Annotated in this window: 28 protein-coding genes; 9 read left to right on the plus strand and 19 right to left on the minus strand. The window is 55.9% G+C overall.

Going from position 1 to position 25,929, the window contains the following annotated elements:
* Window positions 1–3: 3 nt before the first annotated feature.
* The 6 genes from nuoF to FHW76_RS03685 form a co-directional block, all read right to left on the minus strand.
* A complete protein-coding gene (nuoF, locus tag FHW76_RS03660) occupies window positions 4–1,341 on the minus strand; it encodes an NADH-quinone oxidoreductase subunit NuoF (RefSeq protein ID WP_002913158.1) in 1,338 nt (445 codons plus the stop codon).
* Complete coding sequence (gene nuoE, locus FHW76_RS03665) at window positions 1,338–1,838, minus strand: NADH-quinone oxidoreductase subunit NuoE (RefSeq protein ID WP_002913160.1); 501 nt, start codon at window positions 1,836–1,838, stop codon at window positions 1,338–1,340. The genes nuoF and nuoE overlap by 4 nt, the downstream gene beginning before the upstream one ends.
* 2 nt (window positions 1,839–1,840) lie before the next feature.
* Window positions 1,841–3,649 (minus strand): NADH-quinone oxidoreductase subunit C/D, encoded by a 1,809-nt coding sequence (nuoC, locus tag FHW76_RS03670; RefSeq protein ID WP_008803946.1) that lies wholly within the window; start codon window positions 3,647–3,649, stop codon window positions 1,841–1,843.
* Window positions 3,650–3,736: 87 nt separating this feature from the next.
* Window positions 3,737–4,411 carry an NADH-quinone oxidoreductase subunit NuoB gene (nuoB, locus tag FHW76_RS03675; protein ID WP_002913178.1) on the minus strand — a complete coding sequence of 225 codons (675 nt, stop codon included), beginning with the start codon at window positions 4,409–4,411 and terminating at the stop codon, window positions 3,737–3,739.
* A 15-nt stretch (window positions 4,412–4,426) separates the two neighbouring features.
* Window positions 4,427–4,873: an NADH-quinone oxidoreductase subunit NuoA gene (gene nuoA, locus FHW76_RS03680; RefSeq protein WP_002913181.1), complete on the minus strand. Its 447-nt coding sequence runs from the start codon at window positions 4,871–4,873 to the stop codon at window positions 4,427–4,429.
* Between the two features lie 649 nt (window positions 4,874–5,522).
* Window positions 5,523–6,449 (minus strand): LysR family transcriptional regulator, encoded by a 927-nt coding sequence (locus FHW76_RS03685; protein WP_043876252.1) that lies wholly within the window; start codon window positions 6,447–6,449, stop codon window positions 5,523–5,525.
* Window positions 6,450–7,325: 876 nt separating this feature from the next.
* Here FHW76_RS03685 and alaA point away from each other — a divergent pair.
* Window positions 7,326–8,543, plus strand: a complete 1,218-nt coding sequence (gene alaA / locus FHW76_RS03690) for an alanine transaminase AlaA (RefSeq protein ID WP_008803944.1) — start codon at window positions 7,326–7,328, stop codon at window positions 8,541–8,543.
* Between the two features lie 81 nt (window positions 8,544–8,624).
* Window positions 8,625–9,224, plus strand: a complete 600-nt coding sequence (yfbR, locus tag FHW76_RS03695) for a 5'-deoxynucleotidase (RefSeq protein WP_002913188.1) — start codon at window positions 8,625–8,627, stop codon at window positions 9,222–9,224.
* Window positions 9,225–9,269: 45 nt separating this feature from the next.
* On the opposite strand, the gene FHW76_RS03700 is transcribed toward yfbR, so the two are convergent.
* From FHW76_RS03700 to yfbV, 4 genes are all read right to left on the minus strand, one after another.
* Window positions 9,270–11,102 (minus strand): SLC13 family permease, encoded by a 1,833-nt coding sequence (locus tag FHW76_RS03700; protein ID WP_008803943.1) that lies wholly within the window; start codon window positions 11,100–11,102, stop codon window positions 9,270–9,272.
* Window positions 11,103–11,178: 76 nt separating this feature from the next.
* Window positions 11,179–11,838 (minus strand): sugar phosphatase, encoded by a 660-nt coding sequence (locus tag FHW76_RS03705; protein WP_008803942.1) that lies wholly within the window; start codon window positions 11,836–11,838, stop codon window positions 11,179–11,181.
* 11 nt (window positions 11,839–11,849) lie between these two features.
* Window positions 11,850–12,344, minus strand: a complete 495-nt coding sequence (locus FHW76_RS03710; RefSeq protein WP_012540982.1) for a YfbU family protein — start codon at window positions 12,342–12,344, stop codon at window positions 11,850–11,852.
* Between the two features lie 87 nt (window positions 12,345–12,431).
* Window positions 12,432–12,887 carry a terminus macrodomain insulation protein YfbV gene (yfbV, locus tag FHW76_RS03715; protein ID WP_002913194.1) on the minus strand — a complete coding sequence of 152 codons (456 nt, stop codon included), beginning with the start codon at window positions 12,885–12,887 and terminating at the stop codon, window positions 12,432–12,434.
* Window positions 12,888–13,225: 338 nt separating this feature from the next.
* Between yfbV and ackA the strand changes: the two genes are divergently transcribed.
* Window positions 13,226–14,428: an acetate kinase gene (ackA, locus tag FHW76_RS03720; RefSeq protein WP_183476247.1), complete on the plus strand. Its 1,203-nt coding sequence runs from the start codon at window positions 13,226–13,228 to the stop codon at window positions 14,426–14,428.
* A gap of 200 nt (window positions 14,429–14,628) precedes the next feature.
* The gene (pta, locus tag FHW76_RS03725) at window positions 14,629–16,776 is read left to right on the plus strand and encodes a phosphate acetyltransferase (RefSeq protein ID WP_012967509.1); all 2,148 of its coding nucleotides are present in this window, start codon (window positions 14,629–14,631) and stop codon (window positions 16,774–16,776) included.
* 90 nt (window positions 16,777–16,866) lie between these two features.
* Here pta and yfcD read toward each other — a convergent pair whose 3' ends face one another.
* The 3 genes from yfcD to yfcF are packed head-to-tail and all read right to left on the minus strand — an operon-like array spanning window position 16,867 to window position 18,722.
* Window positions 16,867–17,412, minus strand: a complete 546-nt coding sequence (gene yfcD, locus FHW76_RS03730; protein ID WP_012540981.1) for an NUDIX hydrolase YfcD — start codon at window positions 17,410–17,412, stop codon at window positions 16,867–16,869.
* A 57-nt stretch (window positions 17,413–17,469) separates the two neighbouring features.
* Complete coding sequence (gene yfcE / locus FHW76_RS03735) at window positions 17,470–18,021, minus strand: phosphodiesterase (protein WP_012967508.1); 552 nt, start codon at window positions 18,019–18,021, stop codon at window positions 17,470–17,472.
* A gap of 56 nt (window positions 18,022–18,077) precedes the next feature.
* Window positions 18,078–18,722 (minus strand): glutathione transferase, encoded by a 645-nt coding sequence (yfcF, locus tag FHW76_RS03740; protein ID WP_064144524.1) that lies wholly within the window; start codon window positions 18,720–18,722, stop codon window positions 18,078–18,080.
* Between the two features lie 190 nt (window positions 18,723–18,912).
* Between yfcF and yfcG the strand changes: the two genes are divergently transcribed.
* The 3 genes from yfcG (at window position 18,913) to FHW76_RS03755 (ending at window position 20,882) form a co-directional block, all read left to right on the plus strand.
* The gene (gene yfcG / locus FHW76_RS03745; protein ID WP_008803935.1) at window positions 18,913–19,542 is read left to right on the plus strand and encodes a GSH-dependent disulfide bond oxidoreductase; all 630 of its coding nucleotides are present in this window, start codon (window positions 18,913–18,915) and stop codon (window positions 19,540–19,542) included.
* Between the two features lie 65 nt (window positions 19,543–19,607).
* Window positions 19,608–19,970, plus strand: coding sequence for a dihydroneopterin triphosphate 2'-epimerase (folX, locus tag FHW76_RS03750; protein ID WP_002913200.1), 363 nt, complete (start codon window positions 19,608–19,610; stop codon window positions 19,968–19,970).
* An 18-nt stretch (window positions 19,971–19,988) separates the two neighbouring features.
* Window positions 19,989–20,882 (plus strand): TIGR01777 family oxidoreductase, encoded by an 894-nt coding sequence (locus FHW76_RS03755; protein ID WP_008803933.1) that lies wholly within the window; start codon window positions 19,989–19,991, stop codon window positions 20,880–20,882.
* On the opposite strand, the gene FHW76_RS03760 is transcribed toward FHW76_RS03755, so the two are convergent.
* A complete protein-coding gene (locus FHW76_RS03760; protein WP_046621444.1) occupies window positions 20,862–20,981 on the minus strand; it encodes a hypothetical protein in 120 nt (39 codons plus the stop codon). The two genes, FHW76_RS03755 and FHW76_RS03760, sit on opposite strands and share 21 nt — an antisense overlap.
* A 119-nt stretch (window positions 20,982–21,100) precedes the next feature.
* On the opposite strand from FHW76_RS03760, the gene FHW76_RS03765 reads away from it, so the two are divergent.
* Window positions 21,101–21,628 carry a GNAT family N-acetyltransferase gene (locus FHW76_RS03765; RefSeq protein WP_022066030.1) on the plus strand — a complete coding sequence of 176 codons (528 nt, stop codon included), beginning with the start codon at window positions 21,101–21,103 and terminating at the stop codon, window positions 21,626–21,628.
* Window positions 21,629–21,633: 5 nt separating this feature from the next.
* Here the strand turns inward: FHW76_RS03765 and hisP are convergent, their stop codons facing one another.
* The 5 genes from hisP to argT all read right to left on the minus strand — a co-directional run bounded on the left by hisP (window position 21,634) and on the right by argT (window position 25,711).
* Complete coding sequence (gene hisP, locus FHW76_RS03770) at window positions 21,634–22,407, minus strand: histidine ABC transporter ATP-binding protein HisP (RefSeq protein ID WP_008803931.1); 774 nt, start codon at window positions 22,405–22,407, stop codon at window positions 21,634–21,636.
* A 7-nt stretch (window positions 22,408–22,414) separates the two neighbouring features.
* Window positions 22,415–23,131, minus strand: coding sequence for a histidine ABC transporter permease HisM (hisM, locus tag FHW76_RS03775; RefSeq protein WP_002913207.1), 717 nt, complete (start codon window positions 23,129–23,131; stop codon window positions 22,415–22,417).
* A complete protein-coding gene (locus FHW76_RS03780; protein WP_004201769.1) occupies window positions 23,128–23,814 on the minus strand; it encodes a histidine ABC transporter permease HisQ in 687 nt (228 codons plus the stop codon). The genes hisM and FHW76_RS03780 overlap by 4 nt, the downstream gene beginning before the upstream one ends.
* 64 nt (window positions 23,815–23,878) lie before the next feature.
* Entirely contained in the window at window positions 23,879–24,661 is a 783-nt protein-coding gene (hisJ, locus tag FHW76_RS03785) for a histidine ABC transporter substrate-binding protein HisJ (RefSeq protein WP_183476250.1), read from the minus strand.
* A 267-nt stretch (window positions 24,662–24,928) separates the two neighbouring features.
* On the minus strand, window positions 24,929–25,711 hold the full coding sequence (argT, locus tag FHW76_RS03790) for a lysine/arginine/ornithine ABC transporter substrate-binding protein ArgT (protein WP_008803930.1): 783 nt from the start codon (window positions 25,709–25,711) through the stop codon (window positions 24,929–24,931).
* Between the two features lie 40 nt (window positions 25,712–25,751).
* Here argT and FHW76_RS03795 point away from each other — a divergent pair, with 40 nt between their 5' ends.
* Window positions 25,752–25,913, plus strand: coding sequence for a hypothetical protein (locus FHW76_RS03795; RefSeq protein ID WP_012540975.1), 162 nt, complete (start codon window positions 25,752–25,754; stop codon window positions 25,911–25,913).
* Window positions 25,914–25,929: the final 16 nt, after the last annotated feature.

The following is a 25,929-nucleotide window of genomic DNA, read 5'->3' on the forward strand; positions in this document are numbered from 1 at the left end:
TGATTACCAGCGCGTCTTAAGCAGGTTCGGCTGAATCCCGTTGATTGCATGGGTATTGCTGAACTGCTGCTTAATGCCAGCCTCGAATTCTTCGCGGAAATATTTAATCGCGCTCTGTAGCGGTTCGACTGCGCCCGGCGCGTGCGCGCAGAAGGTTTTACCCGGGCCCAGGAATCGACACAGTTGCTCAAGCGTTTCGATATCGCCAGGCTGGCCTTCGCCGCGCTCCAGGGCGCGCAGGATCTTCACGCTCCACGGCAGACCATCACGGCACGGCGTACACCAGCCGCAGGACTCGCGGGCAAAGAACTCTTCGAGGTTACGCACCAGCGAGACCATATTGATCTCATGGTCAACGGCCATCGCCAGCGAGGTGCCCAGACGGCTGCCCGCTTTACCAATGCTTTCGAACTCCATCGGCAGGTCAAGATGCGCTTCGGTCAGGAAGTCGGTCCCTGCCCCACCCGGCTGCCAGGCTTTAAACTTCAGGCCATCGCGCATGCCGCCGGCGTAATCTTCAAGGATCTCACGCGCGGTGGTGCCGAACGGCAGCTCCCAGACGCCCGGATTCTTCACCCGGCCGGAGAAGCCCATCAGCTTGGTGCCAGCATCTTTGCTGGTGGAAATGTTCTGGTACCACTCGACGCCGTTGGCGAGGATCGCCGGCACGTTGCACAGGGTTTCCACGTTGTTGACGCAAGTCGGCTTGCCCCACACGCCGGAGCTCGCCGGGAACGGCGGCTTGGAGCGCGGGTTAGCACGCCGGCCTTCCAGGGAGTTGATCAGCGCCGTCTCTTCACCGCAGATATAGCGCCCTGCCCCGGTGTGGACAAACAGTTCGAAGTCAAACCCGGTGCCAAGGATGTTTTTCCCCAACAGGCCCGCTTCAGTGGCTTCGGCAATCGCACGACGCAGATGCTGGGCCGCTTCGATATATTCGCCGCGCAGGAAGATGTAGCCGCGGTACGCTTTCAGCGCAAACGCGGAGATCAGCATGCCTTCCACCAGCAGGTGCGGCAGCTGCTCCATCAGCAGACGGTCTTTATAGGTGCCCGGCTCCATTTCATCGGCGTTACACAGCAGGTAACGGATGTTCATGGATTCGTCTTTCGGCATCAGGCTCCACTTCAGACCCGTGGAGAAGCCCGCGCCGCCGCGCCCTTTCAGGCCAGCGTCTTTTACCGCCGTGACAATCTCATCCGGCGCCATCCCGGTCAGGGCTTTACGTGCCCCTTCGTAACCGTTTTTGCTGCGATATTCGTCCAGCCATACCGGCTGCTTGTCGTCGCGCAGACGCCAGGTGAGCGGATGCGTTTCCGCAGTACGAATTACGGTTTTCATTTGTACTGCTCCAGCAGGTCAGGAATTGCCTCCGGCGTCAGATGACTGTGAGTATCCTCATCAATCATCATGGTCGGTCCCTTGTCGCAGTTGCCCAGGCAACAGGTCGGCAGCAGCGTGAAGCGGCCATCGAAGGTGGTCTGCCCTGGCTTGATATTGAGCTTCTTCTCAATCGCAGCCTGAATACCTTGATAACCGGTGATATGGCACACCACGCTGTCGCAGTAGCGGATCACGTGACGGCCAACCGGCTGACGGAAAATCTGGCTGTAAAATGTTGCCACGCCTTCGACGTCGCTGGCCGGGATCCCCAGCACATCGGCGATCGCATAGATCGCCCCATCCGGCACCCAGCCGCGCTGTTTTTGGACAATTTTCAGCGCTTCGATGGACGCCGCACGCGGGTCTTCGTAGTGGTGCTTCTCGTGCTCAATAGCCTCACGCTCAGCCGCACTCAGCTCAAAAGCCTCGGTTTGTGGTTGTTGATTCTCGTGCATAATTAGCGGTCCACGTCTGACATAACAAAATCGATACTACCCAGATAGACGATCAGGTCGGATACCAGGCTGCCGCGGATCGCCGACGGGATCTGCTGCAGATGCGCAAAGCTCGGCGTACGCACGCGGGTACGGTAGCTCATGGTGCTGCCGTCGCTGGTCAGGTAGTAACTGTTAATCCCTTTGGTCGCCTCAATCATCTGGAAGGATTCGTTGGCCGGCATCACCGGGCCCCACGATACCTGCAGGAAGTGGGTGATCAGGGTTTCGATATGCTGCAGCGTGCGCTCTTTCGGCGGCGGCGTGGTCAGCGGGTGATCCGCTTTGAACGGGCCTTCCGGCATGTTATCGAGGCACTGCTGAAGAATGCGCAGGCTCTGGCGCAGCTCTTCGACTTTCAGCATCACGCGGGTGTAGCAGTCAGAGACGCCGCCCCCGGTCGGGACTTCGAAGTCGAAGTTTTCATAGCCAGAATAAGGACGCCATTTACGCACGTCGAAGCCGATACCGGTGGCGCGCAGGCCTGCGCCGGTGGTGCCCCACTCCAGCGCCTCTTTGGCGGTATAGGCTGCCACGCCGACGGAACGGCCTTTCAGAATAGTGTTGCGCAGCGCGGCTTTCTCGTAAGAATCCAGACGCTTCGGCATCCACTCGAGGAATTCCCGCAGCAGGCGATCCCAGCCACGCGGCAGATCGTGCGCGACACCGCCGATGCGGAACCACGCCGGGTGCATACGGAACCCGGTAATCGCTTCCACCAGATCGTAAATTTTCTGCCGATCGGTAAAGGCGAAGAAGACCGGCGTCATCGCGCCGACGTCCTGAATAAAGGTCGAGATATACAGCAGGTGGCTGTTGATGCGGAACAGTTCGGAGAGCATCACGCGGATCACATTCACGCGATCCGGCACGGTGATACCGGCCAGTTTTTCCACCGCCAGCACGTACGGCATCTCGTTGACGCAGCCGCCGAGGTATTCAATACGGTCGGTATACGGGATGTAGCTGTGCCAGGACTGACGCTCGCCCATCTTCTCGGCGCCGCGGTGGTGATAACCGATGTCCGGTACGCAGTCGACGATCTCTTCGCCATCCAGCTGCAGAATAATACGGAATGCACCGTGGGCAGACGGGTGGTTCGGACCGAGGTTGAGGAACATGAAGTCCTCGTTGTCGGTGCTGCGCTTCATGCCCCACTCTTCCGGTTTGAAGGTCAACGCTTCCATCTCCAGATCCTGCTTGGCTTTGGTCAGCTCAAACGGATCGAATTCGGTAGCGCGCGCCGGATAGTCTTTACGCAGCGGGTGGCCTTCCCAGGTCGGCGGCATCATGATACGGCGCAGGTTCGGGTGGCCATCGAAGGTCATGCCAAACATTTCCCAGGTTTCACGCTCATACCAGTTGGCGTTGGGGAACAGTTTGGTGAAAGTCGGCAGATGCAGATCGTTTTCAGACAGCGCCACCTTGAGCATGATGTCGCGGTTGCGGTCGATAGAAATCAGATGATAGAAAACGGAAAAATCCGCGGCGGGCAGGCCATCGCGGTGGGTGCGCAGACGTTCGTCCATGCCGTGCAGGTCAAACAGCATCACGTAAGGCTTCGGCAATTTCTTCAGGAAATCACCCACCTCAAGCAGTTGCTCACGCTTCACCCACACCACCGGTACGCCGGTGCGGGTTGGCTGAACGGTAAAGGCATCCGGCCCAAAGCGGTTGCGCAGTTCGCCGATCACCGGGTCATCAAGGTGATCGCGGGTTTGCCAGGCTGGTGCGGCGTCATGCGCGGTTAAATCGGTCATATTGTTCACCATTGCAAAAGGTCCGTGGTGACTGCCGGGCGAGACTTCGCGTTGTTGTAGATTGATTTGCGAAGTGGTACTCCCGCCCGCAGGCGCAAATTAAATCTCGTCCGGCGTCCGCAGATTGGTCACTGCAATACGTTCGCCGCGTTTACGCTCGCGTTCCGACTGCATATTGGCGCGATAAACGCCCTGATCGCCAACCACCCATGAGAGCGGACGACGTTCTTTACCAATGGACTCCTGCAGCAGCATCAGCGCCTGCATATAGGCCTCTGGACGCGGCGGGCAGCCCGGGATGTACACATCGACCGGAATGAATTTATCCACGCCCTGGACGACGGAGTAGATGTCGTACATGCCGCCGGAGTTAGCGCAGGCGCCCATGGAGATCACCCACTTCGGCTCCAGCATCTGATCGTACAGACGCTGAATAACCGGCGCCATTTTGGTAAAGCAGGTTCCAGCGACCACCATCAGGTCCGCCTGACGCGGAGAGGCGCGCAGAACTTCTGCCCCAAAACGCGCAACGTCATGCACCGCAGTGAATGACGTCACCATTTCCACATAACAGCAAGAAAGGCCGAAGTTATACGGCCAAATTGAGTTCTTACGGCCCCAGTTCACCATGTCATGCAGCGCGTGCTCGAGTTTCCCCATATACACGCTTTTATTGACTTCCTGCTCCAGGGGGTCGGTGACGATCTCCTGTTTCTGCAGGGGGTAACGGTCGTTCTCACCGTTAGGATCTATGCGGGTGAGCGTATAATCCATCTTATTGCCTCGCTTTTACTGCATATGACGGTTAGTGGGACTGTCTGTTTCCGGGTTAACCAGCGTGCGACGGGAACGCGCAGGCGTCCAGTCCAGTGCGCCGATGCGAACGAGATAAACCAGACCAGCCAGTAGCACTAAAATGAAAATTGCGGCTTCCACAAAGCCGACCCAGCCGCTCTCGCGGATAGAAGTCGACCATGCGTAGAGATACAGGGCTTCCACGTCGAAGATAACGAAGAACATGGCAACCAGATAAAACTTCGCAGAAAGACGTAAGCGGGCCGAACCAACGGAGTCAATCCCCGATTCAAACGGCGTGTTTTTGCTACGCGCGCGCGCGCGACCGCCAAGGTACCAGCCGCCGACGAGCATGAGGCAGCACAGGCCGATAGCGATGATGAGAAATATAGCGAATGCCCAATGATGAGCGATGACTTCAGTGGATGTTGACATACGCATTGCTTAACCAAAAAAGTGTAGCGCCAAAACCCTCTGCTCTTACTGGCAGATGAACGCCACAGCGTTTCACGGGAGGAATAAAAAAAACCGTGCAAAAAAGCGTCCCTGGTTGATGTGAGAAGCCCAGATGCCGTGGCTTTTTACCCCTTTCTTTAACCTTTTGTCAACTTTAACAAAAGTTTTCATAACATTAATTTACATTGGAATCTTTTCATTAACATTAAATGCCCTTTTATGCGAAATAACCTTGCATACTGTTCGGTTTTAGTGTTGTTGAATCGTGTCCGTTTCCGTCGTAAATCAAAAATCCCTTCTATTTTGACAGGATTTAGCCTCGATTCCTCCCCCCAAAGAGGGGTATTTTCTTGATCTGTGACACGGTTTTGTTAATTACCCCAGGAAATCGGCAACAATCCGTCCGGTTTTTTAACATTAGCAGGAAGTGTTGAAAGTGCAGGGAAAAGTCGACAAGGTGAGCGCCCGGTCACGCCAATACGCTGATTTTTCAGGAAAGAAATAAAAAAAACTTTCAAAACATCAATAATAGTGCAAAAAAAAGAGCCACCAGGCGGGAAACCCTCCCCTGAGGCTCTTTTTGCTCACTTACATTCTGTTACCAGTTTTTGTGATCTTTGTTAGAAAATTGCCCTCACAAAATGAAGGTGTTATCTCCCTCTTGCGGAGTAAGTGCCGGCCCCGTTCGCCAGGGGTCGCTCTCCTGACTCAGTGACTGAAAAATCACCTGCGGCAGCTCGCTCACCGTCTGCGGATTGCAACTGACCACATACCGGGTATCCGGCAGGCCAGGCAATCCATCGCTGATGCCAGCCACGCGCAAATCGGGGCTCATCATTTCGACGGGTCGCGCGGTGACGCCCAGCCCGGCTTTGACCGCCGCTTTCACCCCGGAGAGAGACGAAGCGCCATGGGCCAGATGCCATGGGACGCGGGCCGCCTCCAGCGCGGCAATAATATCCTGGCGGAATGGACCTGGCTCTTCGAGCAGGATCAGGGGAATAGACTCCCCTTTCGCCAGCACATATTCCGCCGCACAGTACCAGAGGGTCGGTGACGTTCTCAGGATGAAAGAGGTAAAGCCGGGAGGCTGATGGGTGGTCAGCGCCAGATCCACCCGCCCCTCGACCAGCATCGCCATGATGGCGGCATGGGGATGCACTTTGATCTCCAGCGTCATTCTGGGATAGAAGCAGCCGATGCGGTTTAATAAAAACGGCAGGATGGTATCGGCCGTTTCTTCCGACGCGCCGATGGTCAATCCACCTTGCAGGCTGCCATACATCAGCGACATGCAGGCTTCATCGTTAAAACGCAGGATCTTGCGGGCATAGCCCAGTAGCTGGATGCCTTGCTCAGTCAGCAGTTTATTACGCCCGTGACGGGCGAAAAGCTCTTTGCCGACCAGCTGCTCCAGGCGTTGCATTTGCTGGCTGACCGCGGACTGGGTACGACACACTGCGGCGGCGGCGGCGGCGAAGGTGTTCAAATCAGCGACCGCCACAAAGGTGCGCAGCAGATCGAGATCAAGATTGAGTATCGGACGTGTTGTATTAATCATCTTTCTTCACTTACAGGTGGCTAACGCTGACCTGCCTTGTTGATGCTTTACGCCAGGTTTCCGGCTATTCCCTGAGCCTCGTGCTCACCGTCAGATGGCGGATAAACAACTGGACGAACGTTATTACATGCCAAAGTACTCGTCTGGGCAAATGCGCAGAACCACGGAGTAATATATTGTTCGTATTTCTCATTGTTATTTATTACCACGGCCAGCCAGGTATCATGCGTCGCTCCGGAAAAGCGGCCAGTGGTGGTGAGAAAGTCTCTCTTCCACCGCGCGTTCACACAGGGAAGAATGAACAATAAAATCCTGTAATAACAATATATTAAACATCAATCCAACCGGAGTGCTTACCGGCTATCACTGATATTAACGGCGATATTCTAACCGATTCCCGCCCTTTTTATAAGCCTAAATAAGGATTAACTCAGATAATTTTAAATTTTTTTCAACGTTTTATATAAATTAACAAACCTCAGATTATTACCTGTCAAAAATAATAATAATGCCCCCGCGGACTGTTTTTTATTGATATTATTTAACATCAAAATTACAAATCAGTCCCTATTGTATTAAGGATAGCGTTGTTTAGTCTGCCAACATTCTTCGTTCGCCCCTTCGTCACACAAACAAACCAGATAAATGATGGCAAAAAAGGCATATGGTCTACATATACGACCAAAAAAAGCATCATAAGCAGGTATAACCTACAACCTAAAACCGTAAGCGGCAGATAAATCAATTACGCTTAAAATCCTGCGTTAGCAAAATCTTCTCCTGTAAAGCCTTCAAAACAGCGGGGATGCGGAGTACATTGTTCCGTGCTGACTTCCACGGCAGGGAGTGGCGATAACAGCTAAAAGGTCAAGATTCATGTCCCCCATCGAAAAATCCAGCAAGTTAGAGAACGTCTGTTACGACATCCGTGGCCCGGTTCTGAAAGAAGCGAAACGTCTTGAGGAAGAAGGCAATAAAGTTCTGAAACTGAACATCGGCAACCCGGCGCCATTCGGCTTCGAGGCCCCTGACGAGATCCTCGTCGACGTCATCCGCAATCTGCCTACTGCCCAGGGTTACTGCGATTCGAAAGGGTTGTACTCGGCGCGCAAAGCCATCATGCAGCATTACCAGGCCCGGGGAATGCGTGATGTCACGGTAGAAGATATTTACATCGGCAACGGCGTGTCCGAACTGATTGTGCAGGCGATGCAGGCGCTGTTAAACAGCGGCGATGAGATGCTGGTTCCCGCGCCGGACTACCCACTGTGGACAGCGGCGGTGTCGCTTTCCAGTGGCAAAGCGGTCCACTATCTGTGTGACGAATCCGCTGACTGGTTCCCGGATCTTGACGATATCCGCGCAAAAATCACGCCGCGCACCCGCGGGATCGTGATCATTAACCCCAACAACCCCACCGGCGCGGTCTATTCCAAAGAACTGCTGCAGGAGATCGTCGAGATCGCCCGGCAGCATAACCTGATTATTTTCGCCGATGAGATCTACGATAAGATCCTCTACGACGAAGCCCAGCATCACTCAATTGCTGCTCTGGCGCCGGATCTGCTGACCGTGACCTTTAACGGACTGTCGAAAACCTACCGTGTTGCCGGCTTCCGTCAGGGGTGGATGGTGCTGAATGGCCCGAAAAAACACGCGAAGGGCTATATCGAAGGCCTGGAGATGCTGGCGTCGATGCGTCTGTGCGCCAACGTGCCGGCACAACATGCTATCCAGACGGCGCTGGGCGGCTACCAGAGTATCAGCGAATTCATCATTCCCGGCGGGCGCCTGTATGAACAACGCAACCGCGCCTGGGAGCTGATCAACGATATTCCGGGTGTTTCCTGCATGAAGCCAAAAGGCGCGTTGTATATGTTCCCGAAAATCGATGCCAAACGCTTCAATATTCACGACGACCAGAAAATGGTGCTCGACTTCCTGTTGCAGGAGAAAGTCCTGCTGGTGCAGGGTACCGCGTTCAACTGGCCGTGGCCGGATCATGTGCGCATTGTGACGCTGCCTCGTGAAGACGACCTGGAGATGGCGATCTCCCGCTTTGGCCGCTTCCTCTCCGGCTACCACCAGCTTTAATCGCTACGCCGCCGGCATTTGCATCCGGCGGCGATCCCTGCGCACAATGGAACCCGATGTTGTCACTGATTAAGGGTTCCTATGAGTCAGAGTCATTTCTTTGCCCACCTCTCCCGCCTGAAACTGATTAACCGCTGGCCGCTGATGCGCAACGTGCGCACCGAAAATGTCTCCGAACACAGTCTGCAGGTGGCGATGGTCGCCCATGCGCTGGCGGCAATTAAAAACCGTAAATTTGGCGGCCAGGTCAACGCCGAACGTATCGCCCTGCTGGCGATGTACCATGACGCCTCCGAAGTATTAACTGGCGACCTCCCTACCCCGGTGAAATATTTCAACTCCCAGATTGCCCAGGAATATAAGGCGATTGAGAAAATTGCTCAGCAAAAGCTGGTGGATATGGTCCCTGACGAGCTGCGCGATATTTTCGAGCCGCTGATTGATGAGCATCACTACAGTGAGGAAGAGCAGTCTATCGTTAAACAGGCTGACGCCCTCTGCGCCTACCTGAAGTGCCTCGAAGAGCTGTCTGCGGGTAACAACGAATTTCTGCTGGCCAAAGGCCGTCTGGAAAAGACGCTGGCGTCGCGGCGTAGCGCGGAGATGGATTACTTTATGCAGGTGTTTGTCCCGAGCTTCCAGCTGTCGCTGGATGAAATAAGTCAGGATTCGCCACTGTAATTTTTCAGGCCGGGCAGCGGTTGCGCCCTACCCGGCCTGACACCCTTAAAACGGAAACAGTACCGGGATCAGCAGCACGCAGACCACCATCACCAGTACGGTGAAGGGCACGCCAATCTTCACAAAGTCGCTGAAGGAATACTTACCCGGGCCAAGCACCAGGGTGTTGACCGGCGAGGAAACCGGAGTCATAAACGCCGCCGAAGCCGCCATCGCCACCACCATCGCGAAGGGATAGGGCGACACCCCCATCGACTTCGCCGCTGCCAGGGCTATGGGCGCCATCAGGACCGCCGTCGCGGTATTAGAGATGAACAGACCTATCGCCGCGCACATTACAAACAGGCAGCCGAGCATCAGATAAGGCCCCTCGCTTCCGGCGACGTCCATCAGTCCCTTGACCACCAGATCTACCCCGCCGGTTTTTTGCAGCGCCAGGGCAAACGGCATCATCCCGACAATCAAAATAATGCTTGGCCAGTGGATCGCCTTATAGGCGCTTTCGGCGTTGATGCAGCGGAATTTGCCCATCAGCAGGCAGGCGATGATCGCGGCAATCGGGTTGGGAATTTCATCAGTGAGCATCAGGGCTACCATCAACACCAGACAGAAAATCGCGTGCGGAGCCTGGCTGTGTGCCGGCGAAGCGTCATCCACTTCAACCGGCATATTGAGCACCACGAAATCACGCCCACGCTTCGCTAGCAGGGCAATTTGCCGCCAGTTGCCGACCACCAGCAGGATATCGCCGAGCTGCAGCGGCTCATCGACCACGGAACCATCCATCGCCTCGCCATCGCGCTTCATGCCGACGATATTGAGACCAAACCGGGTGCGGAACGCTATCTCACGCACCGTTTTACCAATCATCTCCGAATCCGGGATCAGCGACACCTCCGCCATGCCCACATCCAGCGCCTGATCGGCAAAATATTCGCCGCGCAGCACCATCGGCTCGAGCATCTGCTCACCACAGAACTGGCGTAAGTCGACATCGGAGGCGGACATATCGATCAGCAGGACGTCGCGGGCGCGGAATTCCGATACCCCGTTGACGTTAACAATCACCCGACGGAACCGCCGCCAGCGTTCGACGCCGATGACGTTGGCACAGTACCGCTCACGCAGTTTTAAATCATCAAGACGCTGGCCGATCATCGGCGAACCAGGACGGATCGCCAGCCGGCGGGCGCGGCCAGTGAGGTGATATTCGCGGATCAGATCGCGGAAGGTGCTTCTTTTACGGCCATCACGCGCGGATTCGCCATTCTCTGTCTTCAGCATAAAGCGCACCGCCAGCATATAGACGATGCCCAGGATCAGCACCACCAGGCCAATCGGCGTGACGCTGAAAAAACTGAAGCCGTGCAGCCCTTCGCGCAGCAGTTCACTGTTGACGACCAGGTTGGGGGGCGTTGCGACCAGGGTCATCATCCCGCTGATAAGTCCGGCAAAGCTCAGCGGCATCATCAGCCGCGAGGGAGAGGTATTCATCCGCGCCGACACGCTGAGCACTACCGGAATGAAAATGGCGACCACCCCGGTTGAACTCATAAACGCACCCAGCCCGGCGACGGTGAGCATCAGGTAAACCAGCATCTTGGTTTCGCTGTTGCCCGCCACACTCACCAGCCACGCCCCCATCTTGGTGGCCACCCCGGTACGCACCAGGCCATCACCGATAATAAACAGGGCGGCAATCAGGATCACGTTAGGATCGCTGAACCCGGAAAAGGCTTCATTCAGCGTCAGCGTGCCGCTGAGGACGAAGGCGACAATGACCATCAGGGCGATAGCATCCATGCGCACCTTGCCGGTAGCAAACAGCACAACCGCGATAGCCAGAAGGGATAAAACCCAAATCAATTCACCGTTCACAACGTTTCCTTGTCACAAGTGGGAGTCGACATAGTGGCATAAAAAAGCCCCGGCAACGCGGGGCGAAATCATACGTTTACGCTTTAAGACGCACATTAACATAGCCGTCCGCCTGGCGTTCGATCACCAGATCGTCCAGGCTACTCAGCACGAGGTCGGCTTCATCCAGTCGAGGGGCATCGGCAGGCACGTTGACCGCGATGGTGCGACACCCCGCCGCCAGGCCGGAGAGCAACCCCGCCGGCGCATCTTCTACCACCGCGCACTGATCGGCCGGTAGTCCCAGCCGCTCGGCGCCCAGCAGATAGGCGTCCGGCGCCGGTTTTCCGTGTTTTACCTGCTCAGCGGTGATGAAGACCTCCGGCATCGGCAGGCCTGCCGCGCGATGACGCGCGTGGGCAACCGGCACCGACCCGGAAGTGACAATCGCCCATGGGATCCCAGCCTCATTGAGGGTACTCAGCAGGGTTAACGCCCCCGGCAGAGCGACAATGCCCTCGATATCAGTGGCTTCAATCTGCTCGAGGAAGCGGAATTCGGCCTGGATATCCTCCTCGCTACGACCCGGCATAAAATGGCGAATAGAGGTAATGGCCTGCTTGCCGTGAATAAAACTGAGAATTTCATCATGGTCAATGGCGAAACGATCGCCCCACTTACACCATGAACGCTCCACCACCGGCAAGGAATCCACCAGCGTCCCGTCTAAATCGAACAGGAAACCTTTACACTGCACGGGCACCTCCCTCAGGCATTGATAATTTGGTTAATTTCATTACTGCTCAGGTGATACTGGCGCGGACAGGCGTGCCAGACGCTCAGCATCCGCTGATATTTCTCCCACATCGGGGTCTGCGAGTTAAAGCCATGAGTGCCGGCGTCAAAATGGCTGTAGCGGCCTTCAATATTGACCATAAAGCGTACATAGCCGAGAAAACGCGCTTCGGTGGCGGCATCAAATCCGAGGAAGGTAACCCGACGCTCGTCGATACCCGCCGCGTCTTTCAGGTTGGTCCAGGAGACATGTAGCGCGTGGTACATCTCCATGATATCGATAACGGTACGGCAGGTTTCTTCCGTCAGCTGGCCAAACTCGCGGTCCAGTTCGCGCATCTGCAGCCCATACCCACGCTCAATGATGGTTTGCAGACGACGGTAGCGTTCCGCATTGTCCGGGTCGAGCATCGTCATCATTTTGTACTGATTGGATAAAATCAGACGCTGCGCATTGGTCATTTCCATGTTGTGACTCCTGTAGCACGGTAGGGCGTGAAATAAAGAAGGCGCATAAATCATGCGCCTTCTTTTATATGCGTTTTCCGTAGTGAATTACAAATCATCAAGGAAAGTTTTATCCAGTTGTTTGAAGGCGCGCTTAAGCGTGTCAGCCAGCGCCTGATAATCGGGCTTGCCTTCGACCGGCGCCAGCGCCTGCCCCGCCTCCTGCAGTTTGCCGCGCACTTCGTAAAACCAGTTAAGAATGGAGGGCGGCAGCGGCGTCACCGAACGCTTACCCAACCACCATAATCCCTGCATCGGCAGGCTCAGGGCAAACAGCGCGGTGGCGACAGCGGGACCCAGCTGGCCGCCCAGGGCTATCTGCCAGCACAGCGTAAAAATGGCGATCGGCGGCATGATACGGATAGCATAGCGGGTGGCACGAATAATGCGGTTTTCGATAAACACCGGCGCGAGGCGCTTGTCGAGAGGCCAGGTCTTTGCGTAATGCTGCCCGCGGTTGAACAAGCTAAAGAAGCTAACGGGGCGTTTCTCAGGGGTCGACATGGCTTTACCTCAACTTTACATATAAAACTTAAAAAATTCGTGCAAAACACCAACTATGCATGACATCGTTCAAAAGATTTTGGCAAAGGATGCCGCAATCAGGTATCCTGTGCCCGCCTGAAAGGGCGGATAGACTCTTTTGCCAGGCTAGTCAAATTATCGCATATTCTGCCATTGGCTGAAAATTATGCAAAATGGCATAAAATCAAATGTACTTCTCTCATCGTGCCCGAAAACAGAACAAGGCATGATGTTAATCATAAATGTCGAGGTCATCCTGCGCTACGCTAATGACACACTGACGTTTTTTTAGCCACGTATCATAAAAAGGTACTTCCATGTCGAGTAAGTTAGTACTGGTTCTGAACTGCGGTAGCTCCTCTCTGAAATTTGCTATCCTTGATGCCGTTAACGGCGACGAATATCTGTCCGGTTTAGCGGAATGCTTCCACCTGCCGGAAGCCCGTATCAAATGGAAAATTGACGGCGGCAAGCAAGAAGCTGAATTAGGCGCCGGTGCCGCGCACAGTGAAGCACTGAACTTTATCGTTAACACTATTCTGGCACAAAAACCAGAACTGTCTGCTCAGCTGACCGCAATCGGCCACCGTATCGTACACGGCGGTGAAAAATACACCAGCTCCGTGGTGATCGACGAGTCTGTGATTCAGGGTATTAAAGACGCAGCGTCTTTCGCACCGCTGCACAACCCGGCACACCTGATCGGCATCGCTGAAGCGCTGAAATCCTTCCCGCAACTGAAAGACAAAAACGTGGCCGTATTCGATACGGCGTTCCACCAGACCATGCCGGAAGAATCCTATCTCTACGCCCTGCCGTACAGCCTGTACAAAGAGCATGGCGTTCGTCGTTACGGCGCGCACGGCACCAGCCACTTCTATGTGACTCAGGAAGCCGCTAAGATCCTGAACAAGCCGGTGGAAGAGCTGAACATCATCACCTGCCACCTCGGCAACGGTGGTTCTGTTTCCGCTATCCGTAACGGTAAATGCGTTGATACCTCTATGGGGCTGACGCCGCTGGAAGGTCTGGTGATGGGTACCCGCTCCGGCGACATCGACCCGGCAATCATCTTCCATCTGCACGACACCCTGGGCATGAGCGTTGACGCGATCAACAAAATGCTGACCAAAGAGTCCGGCCTGCTGGGTCTGACCGAAGTCACCAGCGACTGCCGCTACGTGGAAGACAACTACCAGGAAAAAGCCGACGCTAAACGCGCGATGGACGTCTACTGCCACCGCCTGGCGAAATACATCGGCTCCTACACCGCGCTGATGGACGGTCGTCTCGACGCCGTTATCTTCACCGGCGGTATCGGTGAAAACGCCGCGATGGTGCGTGAACTGTCGCTGGGCAAACTGGGCGTCCTGGGCTTCGAAGTTGACCACGAACGTAACCTGGCTGCCCGTTTCGGCAAGTCTGGCTTCATCAACAAAGAAGGCACCCGTCCTGCCGTGGTTATCCCGACCAACGAAGAACTGGTCATCGCGCAAGACGCCAGCCGTCTGACCGCTTAATTCCACACCGCCAGCCATAACCTTCAATAATTCGAGCTGCAGGAAGGCGGCGACGCAGCAAATCCCCGGTCACGTACACAGCGTACGCGACCGGGGTGAGCAAGTAGAGCCAACGCGCATGCAACTTGAAGTATGACGGGTAGCTGGTGGTGCTGTTTTGTATCCCGCCTGATACTGGCGGTAACGAAAGAGGATATACCGTGTCCCGTACTATCATGTTAATTCCTACCGGTACCAGCGTAGGCCTGACCAGCGTCAGCCTCGGTGTGATCCGTGCTATGGAACGCAAAGGCGTTCGTCTGAGCGTCTTTAAACCAATCGCCCAACCGCGCTCCGGTGGCGATGCGCCAGACCAGACCACCACCATCGTTCGCGCCAGCTCCTCCACGACCACCGCCGCTGAACCGCTGAAGATGAACCACGTTGAATCTCTGCTCTCCAGCAATCAGAAAGATGTGCTGATGGAAGAGATCATCGCCAACTATCACGCGAACACTCAGGACGCGGAAGTAGTACTGGTGGAAGGCCTGGTGCCGACCCGTAAGCATCAGTTCGCGCAGGCGCTGAACTTTGAAATCGCCAAAACGCTGAACGCGGAAATCGTCTTCGTGATGTCGCAGGGCACCGATACGCCAGAGCAGCTGAACGAGCGTATTGAACTGACCCGCAACAGCTTTGGCGGCGCGAAAAACACCAGCATTACCGGCGTTATCGTCAACAAACTGAATGCACCGGTCGACGAGCAGGGCCGTACCCGTCCTGACCTGTCCGAAATCTTCGACGACTCGTCGAAAGCGAAAGTCGTGAAGATCGACCCGGCTCAGCTGCAGAAAGGCAGCTCCCTGCCAGTACTGGGCGCGGTGCCGTGGAGCTTCGATCTGATCGCCACCCGCGCGATCGACATGGCGCATCACCTGAATGCCACCATCATCAACGAAGGCGATATCAACACCCGCCGCGTGAAATCCGTGACCTTCTGCGCGCGCAGCATCCCACACATGCTGGAGCACTTCCGTGCAGGCTCGCTGCTGGTCACCTCGGCAGATCGTCCTGACGTGCTGGTCGCTGCCTGCCTGGCCGCGATGAACGGCGTGGAAATCGGCGCCATCCTGCTGACCGGCGGCTATGAAATGGACGCGCGCATCAGCAAGCTGTGCGAACGTGCCTTCGCCACCGGCCTGCCGGTGTTTATGGTCAATACCAATACCTGGCAGACCTCCCTGAGCCTGCAGAGCTTCAACCTCGAAGTACCGGTTGACGATCACGAGCGCATCGAGAAAGTTCAGGAATACGTGGCCAACTACATCAACGCCGACTGGATCGAATCGCTGACCGCGACCTCCGAGCGCAGCCGCCGTCTCTCCCCGCCAGCCTTCCGCTACCAGCTGACCGAGCTGGCGCGCAAAGCCGGCAAACGCGTTGTCCTGCCGGAAGGCGACGAACCGCGTACCGTGAAAGCCGCCGCTATCTGTGCGGAACGTGGCATCGCCACCTGTGTGCTGCTGGGTAACCCGGATGAGATCAACCGCGTTGCCGCAGCGCAGGGCGTTGAGCTGGGCGCGGGTATCGAAATCGTCGACCCGGAAGTGGTTCGCGAAAGCTACGTGGCTCGCCTGGTCGAACTGCGTAAGAGCAAGGGCATGACCGAAGCCGTCGCTCGCGAGCAGCTGGAAGACAACGTGGTTCTCGGCACCCTGATGCTGGAACAAGACGAAGTCGACGGCCTGGTGTCCGGCGCGGTTCACACCACCGCCAACACCATTCGTCCGCCGCTGCAGCTGATCAAAACCGCACCGGGCAGCTCGCTGGTCTCTTCCGTATTCTTCATGCTGCTGCCGGAACAGGTTTATGTCTACGGCGACTGCGCGATCAACCCGGATCCGACGGCAGAACAGCTGGCGGAAATCGCCATTCAGTCCGCTGACTCCGCCATTGCTTTCGGTATCGAACCGCGCGTAGCGATGCTCTCCTACTCCACCGGTACCTCCGGCGCGGGTAGCGATGTTGAGAAAGTCCGCGAAGCGACCCGTCTGGCGCAGGAAAAACGTCCTGACCTGATGATCGATGGCCCGCTGCAGTACGACGCCGCCGTCATGGCTGACGTGGCGAAATCCAAAGCGCCGAATTCGCCGGTTGCTGGCCGCGCGACCGTGTTCATCTTCCCGGATCTGAACACCGGTAACACTACGTACAAGGCGGTACAGCGCTCTGCCGACCTGATCTCCATCGGGCCGATGCTGCAGGGTATGCGCAAGCCGGTCAACGACCTGTCTCGTGGCGCGCTGGTTGACGATATCGTCTATACCATCGCTCTGACCGCGATCCAGTCAGCTCAGCAGCAGAAGTAATTCCCCGCTGAGATAAAAGCAAAAGGCAGCCAGATGGCTGCCTTTTTTCGTCAGGAGGCGAGCAGCTGTTGCTGCTGCGCGATTGCGGTATTACTCGCCCTCTTCCGCGTCATCATACTCATTACCCGCGTTACGGGTCATCCACAGCGCCAGCGCTTTCAGCGAGTCCGGCGTGAATTCATCGCAGCGGGCGGTGATCTCTTCCGGCGTTAACCAACACACCTCGCTGACCTCTTCTTCCTGCAGCGCAAATGGCCCATGAGAGACGCAGCTGAACAGGCTTCCCCAGACGCGACAGAACTTATCTTCGTAGTAAAACTGACCGTGATCGGCAAACGGTACTCCCGCGATGCCTAACTCTTCTTCGGCCTCGCGACGGGCAGACTCCAGCAGTTGCTCATCGGCCTGAACGACGCCTCCGGCGGTGGCATCCAGCATGCCCGGATGAAAGTCTTTTGTCTCGGTGCGTCGCTGCACCAGAATTTTTCCCATTCCGTCGTGAACGACGATATAGGTCGCCCGGTGACGCAGGCACTGCGCGCGCATCTGCTCGCGGCTGGATTGTGCTATCACCTCATTGTTTTCATTAACAATATCGACCCATTCTGTGCTTGCCAAATGATTCTGTTCCGCCATCAGGAAACCTTACTTTGAAAGCGCTCTCGCGGCGCGTCTTTATGATTGAGGGCTAAATTACGGGTAAATTGCGACCTCTGCAATAACCTGATTATCATTGAGTGCTAAAACCTGCAGACGCCCCTGATCCAGCAGCCCATAGCTGGCGGAATATCCCCCTTTAGGGATACTCACTGAGCCAGGGTTAAACAGGTAGATCGCACCGCGTTTTTCCGCAACAGGAATATGAGTATGGCCGTAAGCCAGAACATCGCCAGCGTCCAGCGGCGGCAAATTTTCCGGGCTATAAAGATGGCCATGGGTCAGAAACAGGCGGTAGCGTTCGCTGAGCACCTGTTGCCAGGGCGCGGTCATGGGAAAACGAAGTAGCATCTGATCCACTTCGCTGTCGCAATTGCCGCGAACGGCAATAATGCGCTCCGCCACGCTGTTAAGCCGCTCGGCCACCTCCGCCGGCGCATACCCTTCCGGCAGCGCATTGCGTGGCCCGTGATTGAGCACATCGCCGAGAATAATAAGCCACCTGGCGCCGCTTTGCGCGAATCGTTCAAGCACGCGTTCCGTAGCGGGCAGCGAACCATGAATATCGGAGGCAAACATCAGTTTCATAGATTCCATCTCCACTGGTTACAATGCCACTATGATAGCGGAAGCGCGGCGGGCGATCAGCCTGCGCGTTTGGCGGAAAGCGCGGCGTAACGCTGGATTGAGGCCCGTTGCCACTGAAAAGTCGCATAATCGGCCAGCGTCTCCGGCACCTCATCGCCATTGAGAACCAGACGATTGAGCATCAGCGCCAGGTCGGCGTCGGCAATGGACCATTCGCCAAATAAATTTTGCCCGCCGTGGGCCAGCAGCATGGCGGCGGTGGCAAACAGTTTTTCCGCAGATTGCTTGCCTGCCTCGCTGAGGGCCGGCATTTTCGCCCCGCCAAACACCACGGCGGTGGATCGCTCTTCACGAATCGGCACCAGATCGCTGCGCAGCCAGGCCTGGATCTGCCGGGCGCGGGCGCGTTTTTGCAGATCATGCGGGTAAATGCGCTCCCACTCCGGCGGGGCGAAACGCTCATCCAGATACTCGGTAATCGCCGAGGACTCGCTCAGCGCGAAATCATCAACCTCCAGCAGCGGTACGCGACGGGTGGCGGTATAGCCCGTCCAGCCGGCCTGCAGATGTTCGCCGCGGTTCAGGTCGACGGTTTTAAGGCTAAAAGGCAGGCTCTTTTCCTGCAGGGCGACATAGACAGACATCACATACGGTGAGAAAAAATCGGCATCGGACCACAGGGTAATCACAGGCTGGCTCATGGCTTCCTCAAGGATGGTAGACAGGACAATAAGCCAACATAGCCTGGCTTGCCGGGGATGTCACTGCTCGTCCGCGCGTCAGCATCACGTGGCTGCCTCCAGACCGATGCGCCGCTCGCGGATTTCCTCCCGGGTTGCGCAGCTTCACCTATACTCGAACAGTTTGCGACCCACGACGGCGGGAAATATTATGATCGATCTCTACTATGCACCCACCCCAAACGGCCACAAAATCACCCTGTTTCTCGAAGAGGCGCAGCTGGCCTATCGGCTAATTCGGGTCGATATCGGCAAAGGGGAGCAGTTTCATCCACAGTTTCTGGCGATTTCGCCGAATAACAAAATCCCGGCGATTGTCGACCATATGCCTGTCGATGGCGGGGCGCCGTTGAGCGTCTTCGAGTCCGGCGCCATCCTGCTCTATCTGGCGGAGAAAAGCGGCAAGCTGCTGAGCGGTGAGCTGCGGGAGCGCTATATTACTCTGCAATGGCTATTCTGGCAGGTCGGCGGTCTTGGGCCGATGCTGGGACAAAATCAGCATTTTGCCCACTCGGCGCCGCAAACGGTGCCCTATGCCATTGAACGTTTTCAGGTGGAAACCCAGCGACTGTACGGGGTTCTCAACCACCGCCTCGAAGCCAGTCCGTGGCTTGGCGGCGACCATTACAGCATCGCCGATATTGCCGCCTGGCCCTGGGTCAACAGCCATGTCCGACAGCGTATCGATCTGGCGAACTATCCGGCGGTGCATAACTGGTATGAGCGCATTAAGCAGCGACCGGCGACCATTGAAGCGATGCTAAAAATTCAGCCTTATTAACCCCCTGCTCGCCCGTCGCGCTTTGTTGTATGATTGCAGAACTTACAACACGGAGGAAGCCTGCAATGTCTCAACCAGACGCCATTATTCGTATTAAGAACCTGCGCCTGCGTACTTTTATTGGAATTAAAGAGGAAGAGATCGCCAACCGCCAGGACGTGGTGGTGAATGTGGCGATTCACTATCCCGCCGATAAGGCGCGCGATAGCGAAGACATCAATGATGCGCTGAACTACCGCACCATTACCAAGCGCATCATCAGCCATCTTGAGAATGGCCGTTTCTCGTTGCTGGAAAAATTAACTCAGGATGTGCTGAATATCGCATGCGAACATCACTGGGTCACATATGCTGAAGTGGAGATCGATAAACTTCATGCGCTACGCTATGCCGACTCGGTGTCGATGACCATGAGCTGGCGGCGATAACGATGTCAGGGAGGTGGTATGAAGATCCTGCTTACGGGTGGCACCGGCCTGATTGGCCGACATCTGATACCCCGGTTGCTGGAGCTGGGGCATAGCGTCACGGTTTCCACGCGGCACCCGGATAGCGCCCGCGCCCGCCTCGATCCGCGCGTCACGCTGTGGCGCGATTTCGAAGGCCATCACCACCTCAATGATATTGATGCCGTTATTAATCTGGCAGGTGAGCCCATAGCTGATAAACGCTGGACGGCCGAGCAGAAACAACGCTTGTGCCATAGCCGCTGGGATCTCACTCAGCGGCTGGTGGGCCTGATCCACGCCAGCGACACGCCTCCCTCCGTGCTGATCAGCGGGTCTGCCACCGGCTACTACGGCGATCTCGGCGAGGTGGTGGTGACCGAAGAAGAACCACCGCACAATGAGTTTACCCATAAGCTTTGCGCCCGCTGGGAGCAAATTGCCTGCGAAGCGCAAAGCGAACGTACCCGCGTCTGCCTGCTGCGCACCGGCGTGGTACTGGCCCCGCGGGGCGGTATTCTCGGCAAAATGACGCCCGCCTTTAAGCTCGGCCTCGGTGGGCCTATCGGCAGCGGCAGACAGTATCTGGCCTGGATCCATATCGACGATATGGTTAACGGCATTCTGTGGCTGCTGGATAACGATCTACGCGGTCCGTTCAATATGGTTTCTCCCTACCCAGTGCATAACGAACAGTTCGCCCACGCCTTGGGTCATGCGCTCAATCGACCAGCCATTTTCCGCGTTCCTGCCGCTGCTATTCGCCTGCTGATGGGTGAGTCTGCCGTCCTGGTGCTCGGTGGCCAGCGCGCGTTGCCTAAGCGACTGGAAGCCGCTGGCTTCGCCTTCCGCTGGTACGATCTGGAAGAAGCGCTAAAGGATGTGCTGCGTTAATGGCTGACACAGGGGAGCATTGGCTCCCCTGATTCCATTCTGCTGGCTCATGCTCCACGCCTGGATGGCGGCCTCACCCTGGCGCTGCAGCATCGCCATATTCACGACAAATAGCGCCCTTAATCGCCTGAATTCACCGCCAGCCGGCCGGTTCGCCGATGTTACCTGGCGAAGCAAAGTGCTAAGGTAGGCTTTTCTTTCTGCGTATTGACTGCTTTATGACAACCATCACCACACCACGCCTTTCGCTTACCCGCTTTGTTACCGATGACTGGCCCTTTTTTCTGCGCCTGCGCCAGGATCCGCTGGTGATGCGTTTTATGGGGGAAGTGTTAAGCGAGACGGCGCTACGCAGCGTGTTTGCCAGCCGCTGTGCCGATCCCGGGGTGTTTGTTTTGCGTGATAAACGCGGCGACGCGCTGGGCGATATTGGGCTCCGCATCAGTCCGAAAAATCCGCACGAGGCTGACGTCGGCTACGCCCTGTTACCGCAGGCTCAGGGAAGAGGCTATGCCAGCGAAGCGCTGCGCGCGATCTGCGATTATGGTTTCAGCACGCTGGGGGTGCAGGCCATCAATGCCTGGGTGCTGAGTGAAAATCATGGCTCATCGCGCCTGCTGGAGAAACAAGGCTTTGTGCGCACCCAGGTGCTGGAGAAAGCCTATCATCTGAACGGCATCGATTACGATGACTGGATCTATCGGCTGGAGCGGGAAGTTCACCCGACGCCTACAGACGCCGGGTGAGCCGGTTATTTCAGCGACCCTTTCAGAAACTGCTGCAGGCGCGGGCTTTTCGGCGCGCCAAACAGCGCGTCCGGATGCCCTTCTTCTTCAATTTTGCCCTGATGCAGGAAAATAACATGCGAAGAGACGTGGCGGGCAAAGCCCATTTCGTGGGTCACCACCACCATGGTTTTTCCCTCTTCCGCCAGCTGCTGCATGATACGCAACACTTCGCCCACCAGTTCCGGATCCAGAGCGGACGTTGGCTCATCAAACAGCAGCACTTCCGGCTCCATCGCCAGCGCGCGGGCAATCGAGACACGCTGCTGCTGGCCGCCGGAGAGATGCACCGGGTATTTCGCCTGCTGACGTTCGTCAATCCCGACCTTGGCCAGGTATTTTACCGCGCGATCGCGCGCTTCCTGTTTGCTTAAGCCCAGCACCTGAATCGGCGCCTCCATGACGTTCTCCAGCACCGTCATATGGCTCCACAGATTGAAATGCTGGAACACCATGGTCAGGCGGGTGCGCAGCAGGCGCAGCTGGTTCTTATCAGCCACCTTCAGCTGGCCGTCCTTATCCCGCACCAGGCCAATATTCTGGCCACTGACGACGATCGTGCCTTCGCTCGGTTTTTCAAGGAAGTTAATGCAGCGCAAAAAGGTACTTTTTCCGGAACCCGATGAACCGATGATACTGATAACGTCCCCGGCTTTCGCCTGCAGGGAGACGCCCTTCAGCACCTCGTGTTCCCCATAGCGTTTGTGCAGATCGATAACGTTTAATTTATTGTCGGACATGGCGTTCTCAATGCGTCGAAGAAGGTTTGATATGCTGCAACCAGCGCTTTTCCGCTTTACGGAACAAGCTAATCAGCACATACGAGATAATTAAATAGAGTACCGCGGCGATGCCAAAGGCGGTGAACGGCTGATAGGTCGCGGAGTTAATATCGCGAGCGATTTTCAGCAGATCCGGCACCGTAGCGGTAAACGCCAGCGCGGTGGAGTGCAGCATCAGGATCACTTCGTTACTGTATGCCGGTAGCGCAATGCGCAGCGCGGAAGGCAGAATAATGCAGCGATACAGTTTGACGGACGAGAAGCCGTAGGCCCGTGCCGCTTCAATTTCTCCGGCGGGTACTGAGCGGATCGCCCCAGCGAAAATTTCAGTGGTATAGGCGCAGGTATTCAGGGTTAACGCCAGCACCGTGCAGTTTAGCCCGCTGCGGAAAAAAGCGTTCAGCAGCTCCGTGCCTTTGACGATTTCCAGGGTATACATGCCGGAGTAAAAAACCAGCAGTTGCACATACAGCGGCGTGCCGCGAAAGATGTAAGTGAACAGCCAGATGGGGAACTGGATAAATTTATTGCTTGAGACGCGGCCAATGGCCAGAAACACCGCCAGAATGCCGCCCATCACCACCGATGAGATCAACAACCACAGGGTAATCGCCACGCCGGTAAAGCGATAGCCGTCGGTCCACAGCAGTGATTTCCAGTACTCCTGAATAATTTCAATCACAGGTCAGCCCTCTTCACGCCAACGGTATAGCGGCGTTCGAGCAGCAGCAGTACGCCATTAGAAAGGGTGGTAAACACCAGATAAATCAGGCCGCAGACGATGGCGAAATAGAACGGCTGCCAGGTGCTTTTCCCAGCCAGCTGCGTGGCTTTGACCACATCCTCCAGCCCCAGCAGCGAGACCAGCGCCGTTGCCTTGAGAATAACCTGCCAGTTGTTGCCGATCCCCGGCAGCGCGTAGCGCATCATCGCCGGGAACAGAATACGCCGGAACGTCTGCCCGCCGCTAAAGCCAAAGGCGGTAGCCGCTTCGATATGCCCCTTCGGCACCGCAAGGTAGGCGCCGCGGAAAGTTTCCGTAAAATAGGCGCCATAGATAAAGCCGAGGGTAATAATCCCGGCGATCATCGGATCGATATCAAACTGCGCCATGCCCAGCGCATCGGTGACGCTGTTCAGCGCAATCTGCAGGCCATAGAAAATCAGCAGCATCAGCACCAGATCGGGCACGCCGCGAATCAGTGTGGTATAGCCTTCAAATACCAGCGCCAGAGGACGGTTGCTCGATAACTTTGCGCCAGCGCCCGCCAGCCCTATCAGGACGGCGAGAACGACCGAGCTGAGCGCAAGCTCCAGGGTGACGAGCGCACCCTGCAAAATAACCTGTGAAAACCCATACAGCATGCTGCCTACCCTGTCTGTCATTCACCATTGCGCGCGAAACGCACGCAATGGTGAGGCGTGAGAATTATTCGCCGTATACGTTAAAATCGAAGTATTTTTTCGCCAGTTTGTCGTAGGTGCCGTCCTTACGCATCTCTGCAAACGCCTTATTCAGCGCTTCACGCAGTTCGTTGTCTTCCTTACGCAGCCCCATACCGGTACCGACGCCGAACAGCTTCTCGTCTTTAATCGATGGTCCGCCAAACTGGTAATCTTTACCGATAGGCTGTTTCAGGAACCCTTCACTGGCCGCGACCTCATCCTGGAACGCGGCGTCGATACGGCCGGCGGTCAGGTCGGAATAGATATTGTCCTGCCCCTGATAGGAGACAATTTCGATACCTTTCGGCGCCCAGTGCTCATTGCCATAGGTTTCCTGAGTCGTCCCCTGCAGCACACCCACGCGCTTACCCTTCAGGGTGGCGAGATCCGGCGTTACCGGGCTGCCTTTTTTCACCACCAGACGCGAATCTGCCGCGTACAGCTTGTCGGTGAAGGCAATTTCCTGCTGGCGCTTTTCGGTAATCGACAGCGAAGACATAATCGCGTCGATTTTCTTCGCTTTTAAGGAGGGGAGCAGTGCATCCAGCGGGTTTTCAACAAAGGTACATTGGGTATTAATACGCTTACACAGCTCTTTTGCCAGATCGATATCAAAACCCACCAATTCCCCCTGCGCATTCTTCGATTCGAAGGGGGCATAAGTCGGATCGGTGCCAATACGAATTTTTTGCGGAATGGCGGCAAAGACTGTGGAAACGCTGGAAAGGGCCAGCGCTAAAGAGAGAGACAACGCCAGTTTTTTCATAACTATCCTCGACAGACTGTCATTCTAACGGGTTTATTAGAACTATTTACGCCAGTTATCGTGCCATTATTCGCCCCTTGAGGGCAAAGATTTATGCACCAGAAAGGCCGATTTTTTGCATCAGAAACGCTTAACTATGCATTTTTTAGCCAAAAAACTGGCTGCTTTTGCACTGAAATGATCCACAGCGTTTTTTGTTGCACCGTTCTGGGGCAGGATCACGAGTATGGCGTCAGGCCCACACTATCGTGCGGGCCTGCAGCAGTCTTAGTCGCCGTAAACGTTAAAATCGAAGTATTTCTTCGCCATTTTGTCGTAGGTGCCGTCTTTACGTATCTCGCCCAGCGCTTTATCAAACGCAGCTTTCAGTTCGACGTCGTCCTTACGCAGACCGATACCGGTGCCGTCGCCAAAGTACTTTTTGTCTTTAACAGACGGGCCGGCGAAGGCAAAATCTTTCCCGGCAGGCTGTTTCAGGAAGCCTTCGCTGGCGGCGACTTCATCCTGCAGCGCCGCATCCAGACGGCCAGCTGCGAGATCTGAATAGATCAGGTCCTGGTTCTGGTAAGCCACCACGTCAACGCCCTGGCTGCGCCAGCGGTCGTTAGCATAGGCTTCCTGAGTCGAACCTTGCAGCACCCCGACGTGCTTGCCTTTCAGCGCCTCCAGCGTCGGCTGGATCGGCGACCCTTTGGCGGCGATCAGACGCGAGTCAGCGGCATAAAGCTTGTCAGAGAAAGCGATCTCTTGCTGACGCTTCTCGGTAATGGAGAGCGAAGAGATGATGGCGTCAATTTTCTTCGCCTTGAGGGAGGGGATCAGAGAGTCAAAATCACTGCCGACCCAGGTACATTTCACCTTAATTCGGGAGCACAGTTCGTTGCCTAAATCGATATCAAAACCAACAAAGTCCCCTTTTGCGTCTTTCGACGAAAATGGCGCATAGGTCGCGTCAGTGCCAATGCGAATGCTCTGCGGCAGAGCAGCAAACACGCTGGCCGTGCTGCTCATTCCCACGAGTAAAGAGAGAGCCAGAATCGTCTTCTTCATACAGTACCCTTAAGTGTCGTGATGTGGTGCGTTGCTTGTTATGGTGATTGCCGATCAATCCTGCAGTTTTTGTGCCATCTTCCCGGTGCGTGCCGGGAACAGGGTTAAATTTGTTAAAATAAAGTTGCAGGATTGTCTTGGAAGGGAAGATACCAGCATTACTGGCGAAACCGCAGTGCCTCAGCGCAAAAAGACGAAATAAATGTCGAGGATTTGAT

The sequence above is a fragment of the Klebsiella sp. RC2 genome, assembly GCF_014192815.1.
Lineage (GTDB): Bacteria > Pseudomonadota > Gammaproteobacteria > Enterobacterales > Enterobacteriaceae > Klebsiella > Klebsiella variicola.